General features: G+C 63.5%; 9 protein-coding genes and 1 pseudogene. 8 read left to right on the top strand and 2 right to left on the bottom strand.

Features of this window, described 5'->3' with window-relative positions:
• Positions 1–35: 35 nt before the first annotated feature.
• From AC1D2H_RS17755 to AC1D2H_RS17725, 7 genes are all read left to right on the top strand, one after another.
• On the top strand, positions 36–1,439 hold the full coding sequence (locus AC1D2H_RS17755; protein ID WP_478011889.1) for a carbohydrate-binding protein: 1,404 nt from the start codon (positions 36–38) through the stop codon (positions 1,437–1,439).
• A gap of 138 nt (positions 1,440–1,577) precedes the next feature.
• Positions 1,578–2,624 carry a LacI family DNA-binding transcriptional regulator gene (locus AC1D2H_RS17750; protein ID WP_478011888.1) on the top strand — a complete coding sequence of 349 codons (1,047 nt, stop codon included), beginning with the start codon at positions 1,578–1,580 and terminating at the stop codon, positions 2,622–2,624.
• A gap of 637 nt (positions 2,625–3,261) precedes the next feature.
• A complete protein-coding gene (locus AC1D2H_RS17745; RefSeq protein WP_478011887.1) occupies positions 3,262–6,276 on the top strand; it encodes a TonB-dependent receptor in 3,015 nt (1,004 codons plus the stop codon).
• Between the two features lie 393 nt (positions 6,277–6,669).
• On the top strand, positions 6,670–8,199 hold the full coding sequence (locus tag AC1D2H_RS17740) for a tryptophan halogenase family protein (RefSeq protein WP_478011886.1): 1,530 nt from the start codon (positions 6,670–6,672) through the stop codon (positions 8,197–8,199).
• Between the two features lie 262 nt (positions 8,200–8,461).
• Positions 8,462–9,181, top strand: a complete 720-nt coding sequence (locus tag AC1D2H_RS17735; protein WP_477936903.1) for a SapC family protein — start codon at positions 8,462–8,464, stop codon at positions 9,179–9,181.
• Between the two features lie 5 nt (positions 9,182–9,186).
• Positions 9,187–10,194: a cupin-like domain-containing protein gene (locus AC1D2H_RS17730; protein ID WP_477936905.1), complete on the top strand. Its 1,008-nt coding sequence runs from the start codon at positions 9,187–9,189 to the stop codon at positions 10,192–10,194.
• On the top strand, positions 10,191–11,735 hold the full coding sequence (locus AC1D2H_RS17725) for a tryptophan halogenase family protein (protein WP_478011885.1): 1,545 nt from the start codon (positions 10,191–10,193) through the stop codon (positions 11,733–11,735). The genes AC1D2H_RS17730 and AC1D2H_RS17725 overlap by 4 nt, the downstream gene beginning before the upstream one ends.
• 693 nt (positions 11,736–12,428) lie before the next feature.
• Here AC1D2H_RS17725 and AC1D2H_RS17720 read toward each other — a convergent pair.
• Positions 12,429–13,009, bottom strand: a pseudogene (locus tag AC1D2H_RS17720) (IS66 family transposase); the annotation flags it as partial.
• Here AC1D2H_RS17720 and AC1D2H_RS17715 point away from each other — a divergent pair.
• Positions 12,987–13,229, top strand: a complete 243-nt coding sequence (locus AC1D2H_RS17715; RefSeq protein ID WP_477936909.1) for an IS66 family transposase — start codon at positions 12,987–12,989, stop codon at positions 13,227–13,229. The pseudogene AC1D2H_RS17720 and the gene AC1D2H_RS17715 sit on opposite strands and share 23 nt — an antisense overlap.
• A 447-nt stretch (positions 13,230–13,676) precedes the next feature.
• On the opposite strand, the gene AC1D2H_RS17710 is transcribed toward AC1D2H_RS17715, so the two are convergent.
• Complete coding sequence (locus AC1D2H_RS17710; RefSeq protein WP_478011884.1) at positions 13,677–17,876, bottom strand: RHS repeat-associated core domain-containing protein; 4,200 nt, start codon at positions 17,874–17,876, stop codon at positions 13,677–13,679.
• Between the last annotated feature and the right edge of the window lie 637 nt (positions 17,877–18,513).

Raw genomic sequence — 18,513 nt, 5'->3', positions numbered from 1 at the left:
ACTCGGAGCACTTTCCCCCACCCACAGGAGACAACATGAAATCGTTGAGATACATCGCCGCAGCCTTGCTGGCCGCGGCCAGCAGCCTCGCCCACGCCCAGTGGCAGCTCGTCTGGAGTGACGAGTTCAACGGCAGCATCGGCCCGAACTGGGTCTTCGAGACCGGCGCCGGCGGCTGGGGCAACAACGAGCTGCAGTACTACCGACGCGAGAACGCCACCATCGAGAACAACGCCCTGGTCATCACGGCCAAGCGCGAGAGCTTCGGCGGCGCGGCCTACACCTCGGCGCGCATGAAGACGCAGGGGCTCAAGACCTTCAAGTTCGGCCGCATCGAAGCGCGCATGAAGCTGCCCGCCTTCCTGGGCGCCTGGCCGGCGTTCTGGATGCTGGGCGCCAACCTGCCCCAGGTCGGCTGGCCGGCCTCCGGCGAGATCGACATCATGGAGCACGTCAACGACGAGCAGAAGGTCTACGGCACCATCCACTGGCAGGACAACAACGGCCAGTACGCCCAGTACGGCGGCAACATCGGCACCACCGTGACCGACTGGCACGTCTACGCCGTGGAATGGGACGCCAACGCCATCCGCTGGTATGTCGACGGCACCAAGTACCACGAGGCCAATATCGCGGGCGGCGTCAACGGCACCGACGAATTCCAGAAGGACTTCTTCCTGCTGCTGAACTTCGCCATCGGCGGTAACTGGCCGGGCTTCAACGTCAACACCGCCGCCCTGCCCGCCAAGATGTATGTGGACTATGTGCGCGTCTACGCCCCGGCCGCCGGCGGCGTGGCCACGGTCTACCAGGACTGCAACTACACCGGCTACGCAGCCGCCCTGCCTGAAGGCAGCTACACGCTGGCCCAGCTGCAGGCCCGCGGCGTGCGGGACAACGACCTGTCGTCGCTGCGCGTGAATGCGGGCTATCAGGTGCAGCTGTTCGACGGCGACAACTTCACCGGCGCCAGCGTGACGCGCACCGCCGACACCGGCTGCCTGGTGGACCAGGGCTTCAACGACCGAGCCACCTCGGCCGTGGTCTCCAAGGTCACCGCGGCCTGGTCGCGCCAGATCGAAGCCGAGGCCTACAGCGCCATGGCCGGCGTGCAGACCGAGGCCTGCACGGAGGGCGGCCAGAACGTCGGCTACATCGATAACGGCGACTGGATGGCCTACAACAGCGTCACCTTCCCCAGCAGCGGCAGCTACCGCGTCGAGTACCGCGTGGCCGGAGCCGTAGGCGGCACCCTGTCGCTGGATCTCAACGCCGGCAGCATCCAGCTCGGCCAGCTCGGCGTGCCCAACACGGGCGGCTGGCAGAACTGGACCACCATCTCGCACACCGTGAACATCAATGCCGGCACCTACAACGTCGGCGTGTTCGCGGCTCAAGGGGGTTGGAACCTGAACTGGATCAAGTTCACCAAGCTCTGAGCGCGCCAGCGCTTGTGACCCAGGGCCGCGTCAGCGGCCCTTTTTGTCACGGCACTCCCGCTTGACCCGCCCTGTGCTCGACAGCCAGGGCCGGGTTACGGCCGCGCCTACACTCACCGCCTCGCCCTTCCACCGCCGATGAACGCCAAGACCCCCGCCAAGAAAGCGCCTTCAAGCCGACCGGACGGCGTCGTCACGCTGGAACAGGTCGCTGAGCTGGCCGGCGTGTCGCCGAGCACGGTGTCGCGCATCCTGAATGGCACCGCTGCCGTCAGCCAGGCCAAGAAGGATTCGGTGCAGGCCGCCATCCAGGAACTGGGCTTCCGGCCGAACCCGGTGGCCCGCGGCTTGGCGGGTGGGCGCACGCTGTCGGTCGGCGTCGTCACCCAGATCATTTCCAGCCCGTTCTACGGCGAAGCCCTGCTCGGCATCGAGCGCGAGCTCGAGCGCGCCGGCTATGTGCCCCTGTTCGTGTCCGGCAACTGGCATGAGGACGACGAGCGCAAGGCCATCGAGACCCTGCTGTCGCGCCGCGTCGACGGCGTCATCGTGCTGGCCGGCCGCATCGCGGACGCCGAGCTCACCAAGGTCTCCGACAGCCTGCCCGTCGTCGTCGTCGGCCGCCAGCTGTCCGGCCCCCAGCTGTTCAGCTTCAGCTTCGACAACCGCGAGGGCGCCCGCCTGGCCACCCAGCACCTGATCGACCAGGGCCACCGCCGTATCGCCTTCATCGCTGGCGACCTGATGCACGACGACGCCGTCGAGCGCCAGAACGGCTATCTCGACGCCCACGCCGCGGCCGGCATCCCCGTCGACCAGGGCCTCATCGTGCAGAGCGACTACACCGAGGCCGGCGGCATGCTGTCGGTCACGCGGTTGCTGGAGCGCGATGCTCATTTCACGGCGCTGTTCGCCTCCAACGACCAGATGGCCATCGGTGCCTGCCTGGGCCTGCACMGGCGCAACCTGCGCGTGCCCGACGACGTATCCCTCGTCGGCTTCGACGACCTCATCATGGCGCGCTACTCCATGCCGCCGCTGACCACCGTGCGCCAGTCGGTCTACGAGATCGGCGTCGAGGCCGCGACGGCCATGCTCGAGATGCTGCGCGGCGGCAAGCCCAAGGCGCAGCTGCCCCAGCCGGAACTCGTTGTGCGCGAGAGCACAAGACGCATGCAGCGATAGCTGCATTCGTATTTGCGGCCGAGCGCTGGGCCTGCCACGGGCCAGAGGCCCGCGGCCTTCCGTAGGCACGGACAGTCCGCAGGGGCTGTCTGTGTCCGACTCCAGTTCACCGAGCCGGCCGCCTAGGGCGATGTGCTTGCGGCTCAACGCCGCAAGCATCGCCGTCCCCTCGGGGGCTGAGGCCGGACACGGCAAGTCCGGTGGACTGTCGCGCCTGCCGAAGGGCTGCGGCACTGCCGCGGCGCGGTCTGCAAGACCGATCAGGCTGGCCCGCGTTCAGCGGCGCAAGACTGAGCGAGGGGCGGACTGTTGTTCGGCCCGGGTAAACCATGTGGCCGATCCTTTGGACGCGACGCATCATTATCTGAAAGCGCTTTCATTGCGTTCGCCAGGTCACCGCTTTTCAACCCAGAACTACCCTTAGTCCGCCCTCCGTTTTGCGCACCGCCCCTATGGGAGCGGTCACATGGGCCGGTACGGAGTAGCCCGCCAACAGCCCTCGTCACGCGTTGCACACGCGCAGCAGACCGAGGGTGTTGCCTAGGTTGAAAGCGCTGCCATTCGCGTATTCTTGAAAGCGCTTTCAGCTCGTCAACGAGCATCACTCGACAAGATTCATAACTCTGGAGACAAGTGAATGAGACAGCCTCGCCCTGCCCTTCGCCTCACGACCCTGGCCACGGCCAGCGGCTTGCTGTTTGCCAGCGCCTCCGCGCTGGCCCAAAGCCCGGGCAACCCCAACGCCGGCCCCACGCCAGCCACCTCGGTGCCCCAGGCGTTGGCCAGCACGACGCAGCTGGAAACGGTCATCGTGACCGGCATCCGCAAGTCGCTGGAGACCTCGGTCAATCTGAAGCGCTCCTCGTCAGGCCTGGTGGATGGCATCGTTGCTGAAGACATCGGCAAGTTCCCCGACACCAACCTCGCTGAATCGCTGAGCCGCATCAGCGGCGTGTCCATCGACCGCGCCAACGGCGAAGGCACCCGCATCACCGTGCGCGGCATGGGCCCCGACTTCAACCTGGTGCTGCTCAACGGCCGCCAGATGCCAGGCGCCAGCGTCGACGGCAGCGCGCCGAGTTCGCGCTCCTTCGACTTCTCCAACCTCGCGTCCGACGGCGTCGCCGCCCTGGAGGTCTACAAGACCAGCCGCGCCAGCAGCCCGACCGGCGGCATGGGCGCGACCATCAACGTCCGCACCCCCCGCCCCTTGGACATCAAGGAAACCATCGCCCAGGTCGGTGTGAAGCTGGTGAGTGACCAGTCTGCCCGCCGCCTGCCTGGCGAGGAGCAGGGCAAGAACGCCACGCCGGAACTGAGCGGCATCTACAGCACGCAGACGAACGACGGCATGTTCGGCATCGCGCTGATGGGCACCTACCAGGTGCGCGACTCCGGCTATTCGCAGGCCAATGTCAGCAGCGGCTGGAAGACTTTCGACGGCATCCAGGACAACGACTGGAGCGGCTCCAACGCCGTCTGGGGCGGCCTGCCCAAGACGTCGACCGAGATCAAGAACCGTCCGGCCGTCGGCTCCATCTATAGCGTGCCGCAAAACCTGAACTACTCGTTCACCGGCGTGCACCGCGAGCGCCTGAACGGTCAGCTCGTCATGCAGTTCAAACCCACCAAGGATCTGGTCGGCACGCTGGACTTCGTCATGTCGGAGCAGAAGTTCCGCCAACGCCGCAACGACATCTCCGCCTGGTTCAACTACGGTGGTCAATTCGGCGAATTCCAGACCGGTTCGCCCTCTTCGCCCGTCATCTACGGCGAGCACATGGCCAACTCCGACCTGGCCATGGGTGCCTCGCGCATTCAGACCAAGAACAAGAACCAGCAGATCGGCCTGAACCTGAAGTGGAAGGCCACCGACGCGCTGAGCTTCGACGTCGACGCCCACCACTCCACCGCCACCTCGGGTGCCAACGATCCGCTCGGCACCAGCGTCACGCTGGCCACCGCGTCGCTGAACCGCGGCGACACCTTCGTCGACTTCAGCAACAAGTTCCCGGTGCTGGGCATCGCCGGCGCGACGCTGGACCCGACCAAGCAGGAACTGCAAGGCTCGGTGTTCGGCAACAGCTACCAAAAGAACCAGATCGACCAGCTGCAGACCAAGGGCAACTGGAAGATCAACGACGACAGCAGCCTGGACTTCGGCCTGTCGCTGACCAACGTCAAGAACCGCTCGGCGTTCGCCAACGTGCAGCGCGACACCTGGGGCGGTGGCGCCGCAGGTGGCCCTGCTGGCATGCCGGACGACATCTGGCATGCCGATTCGATCAGCAAGTACTTCAGCCGCATTCCGGGCTCGAACGACTCGCGCCTGTTCAACCAGTTCTTCTATTTCAACTTCGAAGACCTGCGCGCAGCAGCGATCAAAAACCTGGGCTCGGATGCCCTGCTCAAGGCCTCGTTCGACTGGAGCGATGATTTCCGCACGACGGAAAAGTCGCAAGCCGTCTTCGGCCAGTACAACCTGGCCTGGGATTGGGGTGTGCCGATGGAGGCCGCCCTCGGCGCTCGCTACGAGCGCACCAAGGTCAGCTCACCGTCCACAGAGAAGATCCCGGTGTCGGTGGCCTGGGTTGCCAACAACGAAATCCCCATCAGCTTCAGTGGCACGCGCTCCGCGGAGCGTAGCGGCAAGTACGACTACTTCCTGCCTTCCATCGACCTCAGCGCCGACGTGACGTCCGATACCAAGCTGCGCGTCAGCTACGGCCAGACCATCGGCCGCCCGGCCTGGAACGCCATCCAGGGCGGTCAGCGACTGGATCCCCTGGCGCGCGTCGATGGTGGTGTAGGTTCTGTGGGCAACCCCAACCTGAGGCCGCTGAAGTCGAGCAACATCGACTTCTCCGCCGAGCACTATTACGCCAAGAGCAGCTACGTCGCGGCGAGCTACTTCCGCAAGTCCCTCAAGGACTACAACCAAGCGGACGAAACCAGAGAGAACCTGTTCAATCTGCACACACCGGTCGGAAGCGCGATGTACAACCAGGCCCAGACGGCTGGTGGCTGCGGCGCGGATTCGGAGTGCATCCGCAAGTACATCTTTGCGAACTTCCCAACCGCTCCCGGCGTCAGCCCCGGTGCGCCTGGCACGTCGCTCGGCACCATCACCGCCCAGCCCAATGACCCGCTGTTGATCTTCAGGCTCGGCACCTTCGTCAACAACCAGCGCAGGAGCAAAATCAACGGGATCGAGCTGAACGCCCAGCACATCTTCGGCAACAGCGGCTTCGGCGTGTCGGCCAACTTCACCAAGGTGAAATCCGACCTCAGCTACGACGTCAACAAGCGGGGTGCGCAGACCGACGTGCTGGTCGGCATGGGCGACTCCGGCAACCTGGTGGGCTTCTTCGAGAACGAGACCTTCACGACCCGCCTGGCCTACAACTGGCGTGGCAAGTTCCTGGCTGCCAACTTCCCCGGAGCGGAAGGCGCCCAGCCGCTGTTTGTCGAGCCCTACGGTCAGTTCGACCTGAGCCTGGGCTACAACTTCAACTCCCATCTGCGCTTCCAGTTCGAAGCCATCAACCTGACCGACGAGTACACCCGCACGCACATGCGCAACGAGAACCAGATGGGTGCCGTCACGCAGTTGGGCCGTCGCTTCATGATCGGCGCACGCTACAAGTTCTAAGAGAACGCCTCGGGGGTCGGCTGCGGCCGGCCCTCAAGGAAAGTCGGGACTCCCCGGCCCTTCCTTGTGAGGCAAAGTCTGGTTCGGCGGCGCTCGCGCTCTGGGGTGCCGTCCTTGTTCGCCGTTTGGCGAGGCCGCGCGAGCGGCTTTTTTTATGACACCTCGTCCAGTCTCGCCCGGCTGGACGCGGGCGGGCCTAGCCGATCTTGCAGACCGCGCTGCGCCAGTGGCGCAGCTCTTCGGCAGGCACATCGCGTCCACTGGACGCGATGTGTCCGGCCTCAGCCCCCGTGGGGATGGCGATGCTCGCTGCCTTGAGCCGCGAGCACATCGCCAACGGGCCGGCTAGGGAGCGGCCCGGCGCTCGGCCCGTTCCAGAGTTAAATACAAGAGATGAATGAAAGACTGCGGGAAGTGGTGGTGCTGGGCGGTGGCTCGGCGGGCTGGCTGGTGGCTGGCCTGCTGGCCGCTGAACATCGCGAGCTCAGGATCACGCTGATCGAATCCAGCGACGTCCCGACCATCGGCGTCGGCGAAGGCACCTGGCCGTCCATGCGCGACACGCTGCGCCGCATCGGTCTGTCCGAAGCCGAGTTCATCCGCCGCTGCCAGGTCTCCTTCAAGCAGGGCTCGCGCTTCGACGGCTGGGCCCGTGGTGCAGCGGGCGCGGACGGCGACCGCTACCACCACCCCTTCATGTTGCCCGTCGGCTATGGCGACGTGGACCTGGTGCAGCCCTGGCTGGCCACCCAGGGCACGAGACCGTTTGCCGATGTCGTCAGCCCCTCGGTGCAGGTCTGCGAAGCCGGCCGCGCGCCCAAGCAGGTGCAGACGCCCGAGTTCGGCGCCGTTGCCAACTACGCCTATCACTTCGACGCCGGCCTGTTCGGCCAGCTGCTGCGCGAGCACGCCGTTGCCAAGCTCGGTGTGCACCACGTCATCGACCACGTCGACGCTGTGCGGTCGCACGAGGACGGCGACATTGCCGCGCTGCAGACCCGCGAGCACGGCGAAATCAAAGCCGACCTCTTCATCGATTGCTCCGGCCTCACCTCCCGCCTCATCGGCCAGCATTTCGGCGTGGCGTTGAAGAGCGAACGCGACGTGCTCTTCAACGACGCGGCGCTGCCGGTGCAGGTGCCCTACGCCACCCCTGACGCGCCGCTGGCCTCGGTCACCATCGCCACCGCCTGGGCCAAAGGCTGGATCTGGGACATTGGCCTGCCCGCCCGGCGCGGCGTCGGCTGCGTCTACTCGCGCGCCCACGCCAGCGACGACGAGGCCCACGCCGCGCTGACCGCCTATCTCGATGCCACCGGCGCGCCGGCCGAGCGCCCCACACCGCGCTCCATCCGTTTCGATCCCGGCTATCGCGAGCAGTTCTGGGTGCGCAACTGCGTCGCCATCGGCCTCTCTTCGGGCTTCATCGAACCGCTGGAGGCGTCCGCCCTGGCCCTGGTCGAGCTGTCGGCCCAGCGCCTGTGCGACGAGCTGCCGATGACGCGTGCGTCGATGGACGCCGTCGCCCGCCGCTTCAACGACGATTTCAGCTACCGCTGGGCCCGCGTCATCGACTTCCTGAAGCTGCACTACGCGCTCAGCAGCCGCGACGACAGCGACTACTGGCGCGCCCACCGCGACCCGGCCACCTGGCCCGAGCGCCTGCGCGAACTGCTGCCGCAATGGCGGCTGCGCGCGCCGGCCCGCCACGATTTCGGCCGCAACGAGGAGGTCTTCCCCTCGGCCAGTTACCAATACGTGCTCTACGGCATGGGTTTCCGCCCTGACGTGCAAGCCCCCTCCGCCACCAAACTACAGGCTGCCCAGGCCGCCTTCGACGAAGCCGCCCGCCAAGCCCGCCGCCTCGTGCCCGGCCTGCCTGGCCACCGCAGCCTGATCGACCACATCCACAGGGGCCTATGAAGACTACAAGGATCGGATGCGTTGCCACGCAAAAGCCCGCGAGCAAGGCGCGAAGTCGAAGCTGGGGAGATCCCCAGCGAGGCTTCGCAACGCCGCGCGCGGGTTTTTGCGTGACAACCCTTCGGGAGAGGGTCTGCGCGGGCGCATGGCGTCGTTGCGCGCCTGGCCCGGGCAACCAACCCGGGCTTCAGCGCGTCGCCTAGCCCTGCACCCGCGCAGACCCTCTCGCACCGATTCTTGCAGTCTTCACAGGCCCCACGCCATGACCCGCCCCACCCTGCTCGACAACGTCAACCACCGCCATCTGCGCATCCACACCCAGCGCTCCGCCGCCCTGGGCGACGCCCGCCAGTCGGCCCTGGCCCTGCCGGCCGAGTTCCGCCATCTGCAGGCCCACTACCCCATCGTCTTCCAGCTGGTGGAGGGTGATGCCGCCAATGCCGGTTTTCAGCCTGTGGTCCTGCTCGGCCTCGAGGAAGACCAGAACCTCTACCTGACCGCCACCGGCTGGGATGCGCCCATCCTGCCCATGGCCCTGCAGCGCGATCCCTTCATGATCGGCCGCGCTCCTGACGACACGCTGCAGCTGCACATCGACATGGACAGCCCGCGCATCGTGCGTCCCGAAGAGGGCGAGGTCGGCACCGCCCTCTTCATGCCCCATGGCGGCTTCAGCGACCACCTCGACCATGTCGTTCAGCTGATGGAGCATCTGCACGCCCAGGCCCAGCACCTGCCGGCCTTCATCGAGGCGCTGACCCGCCACCAGCTGCTGGAGCCCTTCGTCATCGACATCGAGAGGCCGGGCGACGAACCGGGTCGACTGACGGGCCTCTTCACCATCCACGAGGAGCGCCTGGCCGCCCTGCCCGGCGCCGCTCTGGAGGCCCTGGCGCGCGAAGGCCATCTGCTGCCCATCCATATGCAGATCGCCTCGTTGCAGCAGCTGCAAGGCCTCGTCGAGCGACAAAGCAAACTCTAGATCCCATGCGAGCAGTACCCGCCTGGACCGGGCCGTTCGACCCGGACAACCTGCCCGCCGAGCTGCTGGCCGGCGACCGGCCCTATGTCGTGCGCGGCGGCTTCGCGCACTGGCCGGTGGTGCAGGCGGCACGCCAGTCCGACGAGGCCCTGGCCCGCTATCTGATGGGCCTGTACAACGGCGTGCGCATCGGCCTCTTCCAGTTGGCGCCCGAAGCCCGCGGCCGGGTCTTCTATGCCGACGAGACGCTGACCGGCTTCAATTTCAGCCGCTACGCCGCCACGCTGGACCAGGTGCTGACCGGCCTGCTCGGCGTGCGCGCCACGCCCGAGCCGCCAGCCCTCTACGTCGGCTCCACGACGGTGGACGCCGTGCTGCCCGGCTTCCTGGACGCCAACGTCATGGGCCTGGGCGCGCGTGACGCCCTGGTCAGCCTGTGGCTGGGCAACCGCACCCGCATCGCCGCCCACTACGACCTGCCGGACAACTTCGCCGTCGTCGCCGCGGGCCGGCGCCGCTTCACCGTCTTCCCGCCCGAGCAGATCGCCAACCTCTACATGGGCCCGCTGGACCCGACGCCCGCCGGCCAGCCCGTCAGCCTGGTCGACTTCGAGAAGCCCGACCTCGAGCGCTTCCCGCGTTTCGCCCGCGCGCTGGACGCCGGCGAGACGGCCGAGCTCGAACCCGGCGACGCCATCTTCATCCCCAGCATGTGGTTCCACCACATCGAGGGGCTGGCGCCGGTCAACCTCCTCATCAACGCCTGGTGGCGCCAGACGCCCGACTACGTCGACTCGCCGCTGTCCACCCTGCACCTGGCGCTGATGACGCTGCGCGACCTGCCCGAGAAGGAGCGTCGCATCTGGCAGCGCCACTTCCAGCATTTCGTCTTCGACGCCGACGCCAACACCTGGGCCCACATCCCCGAGGCCGCCCGCGGCCTGCTCGGCCCCATCGACGACACCGTCTCGCGCAAGGCCCGCGCGCAACTCCTGACCCAACTCAAACGATGAACACTTCCAACAAGCCTCCGCGCCGCGTCGTCATCGCCGGTGGCGGCACTGCCGGCTGGATGATGGGCGCCCTGATGGGCAAGCTGCTCGGCAAGCAGCTCGACATCAAGCTCGTCGAGTCCGAGGAGATCGGCACCGTCGGCGTCGGCGAAGCCACCATTCCCGCGCTGCACACGTATCACAACCTGCTCGGCATCAACGAGGCCGAGTTCATGGCCGCGACCAACGCGACCTTCAAGCTCGGCATCAAGTTCGAGGGCTGGAAGGACATCGGCCAGGACTACTTCCACTCCTTCGGCACCACCGGCAACGACCACTGGAGCGCCGGCTTCCAGCACTTCTGGCTCAAGGGCCAGGCCGCCGGCATCGCCAGGGAGTACACGGACTACAACCCCGAGACGGTCGCCGCCTACGCCGACCGCTTCGCCCATGTACCGCGCAACGGCCTGAACTACGCCTACCACCTGGACGCCGGCCGCTATGCCAAATACCTCCGCGTGATCAGCGAGGCCAACGGCGTCAAGCGCATCGAAGGCAAGATCGCCGCGGTGCTGATGGACGGCCCCGAGGGCCGCGATGGCGACATCACCGCCTTGCAGATGCAGGACGGCACGCGCATCGACGGCGATCTCTTCATCGACTGCACGGGCTTCCGCGCCATGCTGATCGGCGAGGCCCTGGGCGTCGGCTACGAAGACTGGTCCTACTGGCTGCCCTGCGACCGCGCAGTCGCCGCGCAGACCGCCTCGGTCCGCGAGGCCTGGCCCTACACCCGCTCCATCTGCCACCCCTTCGGCTGGCAGTGGCGCATCCCGCTGCAGCACCGTGTTGGCAACGGCCTCGTCTACAGCAGCAAGGAGATGAGCGACGCGGATGCGCCCGAGGTGCTGAAGAAGAACGTCGAGGGCGAGCTGCTGATCCAGCCGCGCGTGCTGAAGTTCCTGCCCGGCCAGCGCCACAAGGTCTGGGAGCGCAACTGCATCGCCGTCGGCCTGGCCAGCGGCTTCATCGAGCCGCTGGAATCCACCAGCATCCACCTCATCCAGCGCTCGGCCATCCGGCTGATGCAGCTCTTCCCGACCCAGGGCATCAACCCGGCCGACGTGGCCGAGTTCAACCTGCAGTGCGAGCGCGAGCTGGCCCACATCCGCGACTTCATCATCCTGCACTACACCGTGACCAACCGGACCGACTCCGCGCTGTGGAACCACGTGCGCACCATGGACCTGCCCGCCACGCTCAAGCACCGCATCGAGCTCTTCACCGAAAGCGCCCGCGTCTTCCGCGCCAGCGATGAGCTGTTCGCCGAGAACTCCTGGATCCAGGTCATGATGGGCCAGGGCATCACGCCGCAGAGCTACCACCCGGTCGCCGACCTGATGGGCCCGGCCGAGCTGAACCAGTTCCTCGGTGACATCCAGCTCAAGGTCTCGCGCATCGTGGCCGGCCTGCCCAGCCACCAAGCCTATATCGAACAGTTGTGCGCGCCCTACCGCAACGCCTCGACGGCGCAACTGGCGGCCACGCCGCTGCGGGCTTGAGGGCTGGTGCGGCTTGGGGGGCAGGCTGGCTTTTGCCGCAACGCTTGCGCTCGTCGAGCTTTGGGCATGTCGATTTCGATGGGCACAAGCGCTGTGTCCGCGTACATGAGTGCTGCAGAAGGTGGCGCTCGACCGCGGATGTTTCGCGTGCGCACTGGGAGGCGCAGACATACGCACCTTGTGCATGATGGTGACCGAATGGAACGGTCCTGCCCGCATGGCACGCCGGCATCGAATGTCGCGCGAAGGAGGAAGTGGCCCCGCCGATGAAGCGAGAACGTGAAGTGCCGAGGACCATCATCGGCAACCAGAAGCTGTTGTCGGGTGAACGAACTTAGGCGCCAGGCCTCGGAAATCAGGCGCGGTGCAGCTGCGAGTAACGCAAAAAATGTGTAGTCAGTGAGCAGGCCAACCCACCAATACGGTCGTGTTGAGTCGGCCAGTGCAAGACCGAGCGTGGTGAGCAGTGACGGAGCCGGAAACACGGGCGACACAAAGCGCCGGCGACGGAGCGAACTCAGCAAGCAGAGCCAGTTGCAGACGGAGAAAAAGGCTCCGACACCAATGAGGACCGCGGCGACGAAATTCATGCGCTAAGCAAGCAAGGACTGCCGTGGACGTAGATGGATTGGCAACGATTCTTGCCCAAAGTATGAGCAACCCACAACGCGGCATCTCGGCGAGAACTACTCCTTACCGGTATGGAACCCCCTCTCTCCGAGAAGGTCGCAAGGCAGAGGCCGATGCCCGCCGGTGAGGCGGCAACTCGTCGATACCGCTGGCCCGTTGCGTCGGAAACCGCTGCAGGATGTCCTTCAAGTAGGCATGCGGGTCATGCCCGTTCAACTTGGCCGACTGGATCAGGCTCATGATGGCCGCGGCGCGCTGTCCCGCCAATAGCGTCCCAGCGAATAGCCAGTTCTTGCGGCCCGTGGCCCACGGACGGATTTGCTGCTCGTCATGGTTGTTGTCGATCGGGAGCGCCGGGTCATCCAGGTAGTGCGTGAGCGCCGCCCAGCGATTGAGGCTGCATTCGACGGCCTTGGCCGTAGCGGTGCCGTCCATGATCTCGCCGCGCTGCGCAAGGAGCCAGTCATGCAGCGCCTGGGCGATTGGCGCTGCGCGTGTTCGTCGTTCGTGCAGCGGCTGCGGTGGGCTGAGCAACTTCACCTCTCGCTCGATCCCGTAGAACTGGCCGATGAGGTCGATGGCCGCCGCGGCGACGGTGCTCTTGTGGCCTTGTGCAGCTCGATGAACTTGCGCCGGGCATGGGCCTTATACCGAGCACCACATAAGGCGCACGCCCGGCGCAAGTTCCATGAGCTCTCGGCCAACCATGGCAGTCAGGTCGGCGAGCAGGTGTCGAAGTTCTTCAGCCAGCTTTACGAGGTGGAGCGAGCAGCGGTCAACGCCGACAGCCAAGCCAGGCTTGAAGCCCGCCGAGCAGGCCGGCCGCTGGCCGATGCACTGAGCCTGAGCCGGCCAAGCGGCTGATTGGGTTTGTGCATCACCAGAAGACGCTGGACCTGACCACGGCGGCAGCAGCGAAGAGGGCCTCGTTAGAGGCTCGAACTGAAGCCGGCCAAAGCGCTGGGCTTGGTGAACTCAGCCCAGCCTACCGGGCTGTTCGAGGACATGGAGCGCGGCACCAATGAACCGATGCCTCAACCTCATAAAGAAGTAGCAGTCAACGATCACGGTCATTATTTCTGACGGCCAGAGAAAGGGTAAACCCCTTTCAGAGAGATGTATGTAAACACGAAACTTCCTACCGGTAGTAGAAATGCTATTACAAGAGCAGATTCCAAGGTGGGAAACCGTTGTTCGCTGACTAGTGCACCGAGCCAGATTAGTAATGTAAGCCAGCCAAGAGCGCCAAACACTCCACACGTTACTCGTTGCCAATCGGGAACCGGTGCGGGCTGAGTCATGCGATTCTCCTTACTGTTGTCGCATACCAGTTTTTCCTGCGCATGTGATGGCACATCCGGTACTCGTTCCAAGACCCCAAGCTGCCGATACGCCGCCGACCGCTCCACATGCCGCTGCCGTTGCCGTTCCTTGTGCGGCTGCGGCTCCGGCAACCCCAACAGCACCAAATAGCGGCGTGGTGTACCATGGATTTAACTCGCTGACGCAACTATCCATGCACGCGGAAAAAGATGGTGCATCTGGATACATTGGGACTAAGGGGGCAGAGGAAACTGATTCAGCCTTGCTTAAGGGCAACAGTGTTTGAGGATCCACTTTGGCAAAGTCGGTCTGGGGTGCACGAGTAGGTCCTGTCCAGACCGGCTGCCCCGTGACAGGGTTTATTCTTGCAAGACCTAGTGGGTCAATACGTCGAATGGGATTTCCGCCGACATACGCATAGGTATTAATGCCCCCAGCCAATCCTATCGGGTCACTTTGAAGATACCTCCCAATCTGAGCATCGTAGTACCTATTCCAGTTGTACCAAAGTCCACTCTCCACATCCTTATACTGGCCGGGAAAGCCGACATTCATTCCTCCGACACTGTCGACGACGACAGCGCGATCAAACGCTGAATTGTTTGCGCGCCAGACCACTGCCGCGCTGCCGTTGGTGAGCACTTCCGGCCGCCCCAGATGATCGTTGTGGCTGGCATAGAACTGTCCTCCTCTGACCATCCCCAGCAGTTGCCCTTGCACCCACACGTAGCTCGTGGTCTGCGGCCCGAGCTCTGCCAGCAATTCCCCACTGGGGCCGTAGACATAGCGCGTGGTGCCCAGGGCCGTGATTTTCTGCACGCGCTGGTTCAGCGCGTTGTTCAGATATTGCCCAACGGTGCTGCCGTTTACAGTGACGCTGCTCACCCGGTTGAAAGCGTCATAGCCGTACACCCGGCTGCCATCCCAGCGCGTTTCGCTGGAGAGGTTGCCCAGTGGGTCGTAGACGAGGTTACGCCAGTAGGTGCCCGAGACGTTTGCAAGCTGATTGCTCGTGGAGGCGAGCGTATAGCTCGCGCTGCTGCCAGCACGCAGATGGCTGGTGCGGTTGTCTGCGGCATCGACGCCAAAGCTTTGGTCGTCACCGGACTTGGTGACGTTTTTCAGTCGCTGGTCGGCGTCATACAAAAAACCGCTGCTTTGACTGCCGTAGGCGTTATCGAGGAGGGTGGTCAGGTTGCTCGCGCCATCGTAGCTTTGACTTAAATTGTGGACACCAGGGCTTTGCAATTGCTGCACGCGGCCCTCAGTGTCCAGCGTGACCATGCGCGGCAGGCCATTTCCAAATTGCCATGCGTATAGAGCGTCAGTCGCCGGCTGGTAAAGGAAATTGCTGGCGACGGTGCTCAACGTACCAGTGTGGTTGCTGCTCACCGTTGCGAGCCGACCGTATGCGTCATAGCCATAGCTCAAGCTCAACCCGCTGGGATAGGTCATCCCGGTCAGCCGGCCGGCGCCGTCGTAGCTGTAGCTGGTGCTGTAGGTCTGACCCGCGATCACGGTCGTCTGGCTCGCCAATCGGCCGTCAGGCTTGTAGGCAAGGGTGGTTTGGCCTGAGGCGTCGGTGAAGCGGGTCAGGTGGCCTTTGCCATTCGTGCCTTCGTCATAGAAGCGGGCTTCCGTCACCCCGCCCGCGCTGCGGCCGGTCGGGCGGTTGGCGGCATCCCAGCTGTAGGTGATGACTTGACCGTTGTTTCGGGTTTCCGTCGCGAGTCGGCCGGCAGAATCGTAGGCGTATGTCGTCGAGCCCGTGTCAGGGCTTGAGCGCGTGAGCGTCTGACCAAGGCCGTTGTATGTGTACTGGGTTGCAAGACCGCGCGGATCGGTCACGGTCTGGAGCTGACCCGCCGGGTTGTAGCCGTAACCGATGGCGCCGCTGTCGCGGCGTGTGATCTGAGTCACCCGATTCGCAGCATCGTAGTTATAACTGGTCGTATATCCCAGACCGTCGACTACGGTCTTGACGTTGCTGTTCTTGTCGTAGCTGTAACTTGCTCGAATGCTGATGCCGTCACTGTAGAGGTCTGTCAGGGGACGCCCCAAGGAATCGACCTTCTGGGTCGAGGCGAACTGGCCGGCAGAATTGGCAACCGGAGCGCCACCACTCGAGGAGGGCGTCTCCCGACTGGACGTTGAAGCCTGACTGTTGCCTGGCACGTCAACGGCTATATGGACGAACTGGTTCTGCGTGTTACCCACGTCCGAAAGCCGCATTGAATCGGTGTAACGCAGCCGGCTGACAGCGCCATCGGGATAGGTGATGTCGGTGACAAGGCGGTCGGCGTTATAAGCGAACGTGGTCGTGCGAGCCACGCCATCGATCGTTGACGTACTACTGATCAAATTGCTTTTGGCGTCATAGACAAGAGTCGTCGCAACGCCATTGGCGTCCACAACACGACCAGGGAATCCGCGGCCGTTGTAATTCGAGAAGGTCGTTTGGTTGCCAACGGCGTCGGTGAGGGATGAAAGATTTCCCGCGGCATCAAAAGCATAGGTTGTCACCGCTGAGCCGCTTGGCAGTGTTCGGGTGACGGTCATGGTGGCCGGGATGCCTGAGCCATTGAAGGTGTACCCATAGGCCAGGCTACGAGTACCTCCGCTGATCAAGTCCGTATAAGTCTCAGTTTGGACCATGTTGGTGGCATAGCCCGTCGTGAAATATGCGTATACGACCTTGTTCGTAGCCGTCCCGTTGGCATCCTTAACGACGGTGTTATCCAATAAATCGCCGTTCCACGTATTGACCGTCGTCCGTGCAGAAGATGTGCCCGCCGCAGTGGTTAATTGCAAAAGCTTGCCCGCTGCGTCAAAGCTATAGTCATTTTTGTTGCCGTTCCAGTCCAGGGTGTAGTCGGTCCAGCCATTGGCGTCGTATACCGTACTTGCTGCCGCCGCCGGACAGCTGGCTGTTGGAGTGCGGGAGACCGACGAAAGTTTCAACGCGCCCTGCAAAGACACAAAGTTGTACGTGGTGGTCTGCCCTTTGGCGTCGGTCAATGTCGTGGTATTCGTGCCATACGTGAACTTGTCGTCAACCTCGCCACCCGTCAGTTTGCTTTCTTGAACCTTCTTATTGGCGTAATAGCTATAGGTGCTATAGCGCACTCCATTAATCGCAATGCCGGTCAGTAAAGTCGGATCAATCCCCGTCGCCTCGTAGAAATATGTCCTAACATCAGAAACTCCACCGACGCTTGGCGCGGTCACGGAGCTCAGCATATTCTGAGCGTTGTAGCCGTAGGTCCACGTATTACTGTCTTGGTCCTTCGCCTGAGAAACCAAGCCAAGAGCGTTATAGGTAAAGTCGACAAAATGACCAGCCGAGTTCGATACTCTACTAGGCAAGGTCGGATCGGGGCCGGCGTAGGTGTACGATACCAGTTGAGAGGAGCCGCGCGTCAAAATGGTTTTGATCGTGCGATTGGTCGCGTACGTATACGTTACGTCATCCAATACGATTTTGTACGTCGAATTGCTTGGAATGACATAAAGGGTGCCGGTCGACGAGGCGCCGCTGACCTGATATTGCAAGAACGTCGAAGTAGGGACAAAGGTGTAGGTGCTGCCGTCAGGCTTCGTAAATACGATTGTCGATGGAAAGCACTTGCCCGGATAGTCAGTATTGGTGAGACAGCCTGCAATGCTCAGTGGACGATAATCGTATGATGAAAGCCACTTTGATCCGAATGCACCGTAACCGGCATAGAAACTTTTGTACGTGCGCTCAAGCCCAAGTCCAAAATCCCCCGCGGCAATGATGTCTTGCTCAACCTTGAATTTTTCCCCGGTCGCGATGATTACAGGGTTTTTCGTGGTGGTCTTTGGGCACGGGTCGTCCTTCTTGGTGTCCGAGTTTTGATTGGCTTCTGGAACTTCCTTGTTGGTCTTAGTGGGCGCGCCCGCACTGGCGCCACCTTGAAGGAAGGTTCCGTTCGAATTGCGAAAAAACTGCGAGGCCACGCTGCTGTATTTGATATCGCCAATCGAATGGCCGGTGATCTCGACGCAGTTGGGCCAAACACATCTCGGCAGCGTGTAAGTTCCTAGGAGGTCTTCTCTGGTGGCAGCTGCGTTGATCGAAGCGGTGGCAAATCCAACCGCCAGTACAAACCGCGCGACTGGGCGCAAGTCAACATGCCGGCATTTGAAAACGACTTCGGCTTTCATAGAATTACCTCCCGAAATTGGAATTGCTCAAATTGAGATGAACAGCTGCATAGGCTTGATGCGGAAATGCCGTAACAATACTTGTTGATGCGCTTAGGCTCGGTTCACAAGCCTTGCGGGGACGGCGAAATGTTGGTCATCATGCTCAGGTGCTGCGTTTTACCAAAAGCGAATCGCCATTCCCACCCAGCAAACTTGCTAGGTCGGGTTTCTGCTAGCCGAGCCAATATGCGTCGCCCAGGTGCAATCTGCGCGTCGCGCGGGGCGACGCGTCATAAATCACCCTTCATATTGCCAACGACGCCCTCAATATGCTTATGTCCTGATGCAGAGCCTACGAAGCGCGAGGGCGCGGCATGCGCGATCCACCTCACAAGGCATTGGTATAGACGGACAGTAGCCTGCGTGCATCGAGTTGCATCAATAATGCTGAGCGTCTTCGGACGGCTGGGCGCGCGAGACCGTGTTAGCGTTGGTTTGTCCGACACCTGCGCGTCGCGCCGCGGCTGAGCCACGAAGTGCAAACACGGGCCGGTGTGAATTCCACTGCCGCGCCGCCACATCTCCCCACAAGCACCAAGGCCTCGCGGCCCGCACGACAATCCCGCACACCATGAAGCTCAACCACACGATCCAA

Source organism: Roseateles sp. P1_C1_2 (genome assembly GCF_056406535.1).
Note: the sequence above shows the minus strand (reverse complement) of the source record. Positions and strands in the feature narration are given on the sequence as shown.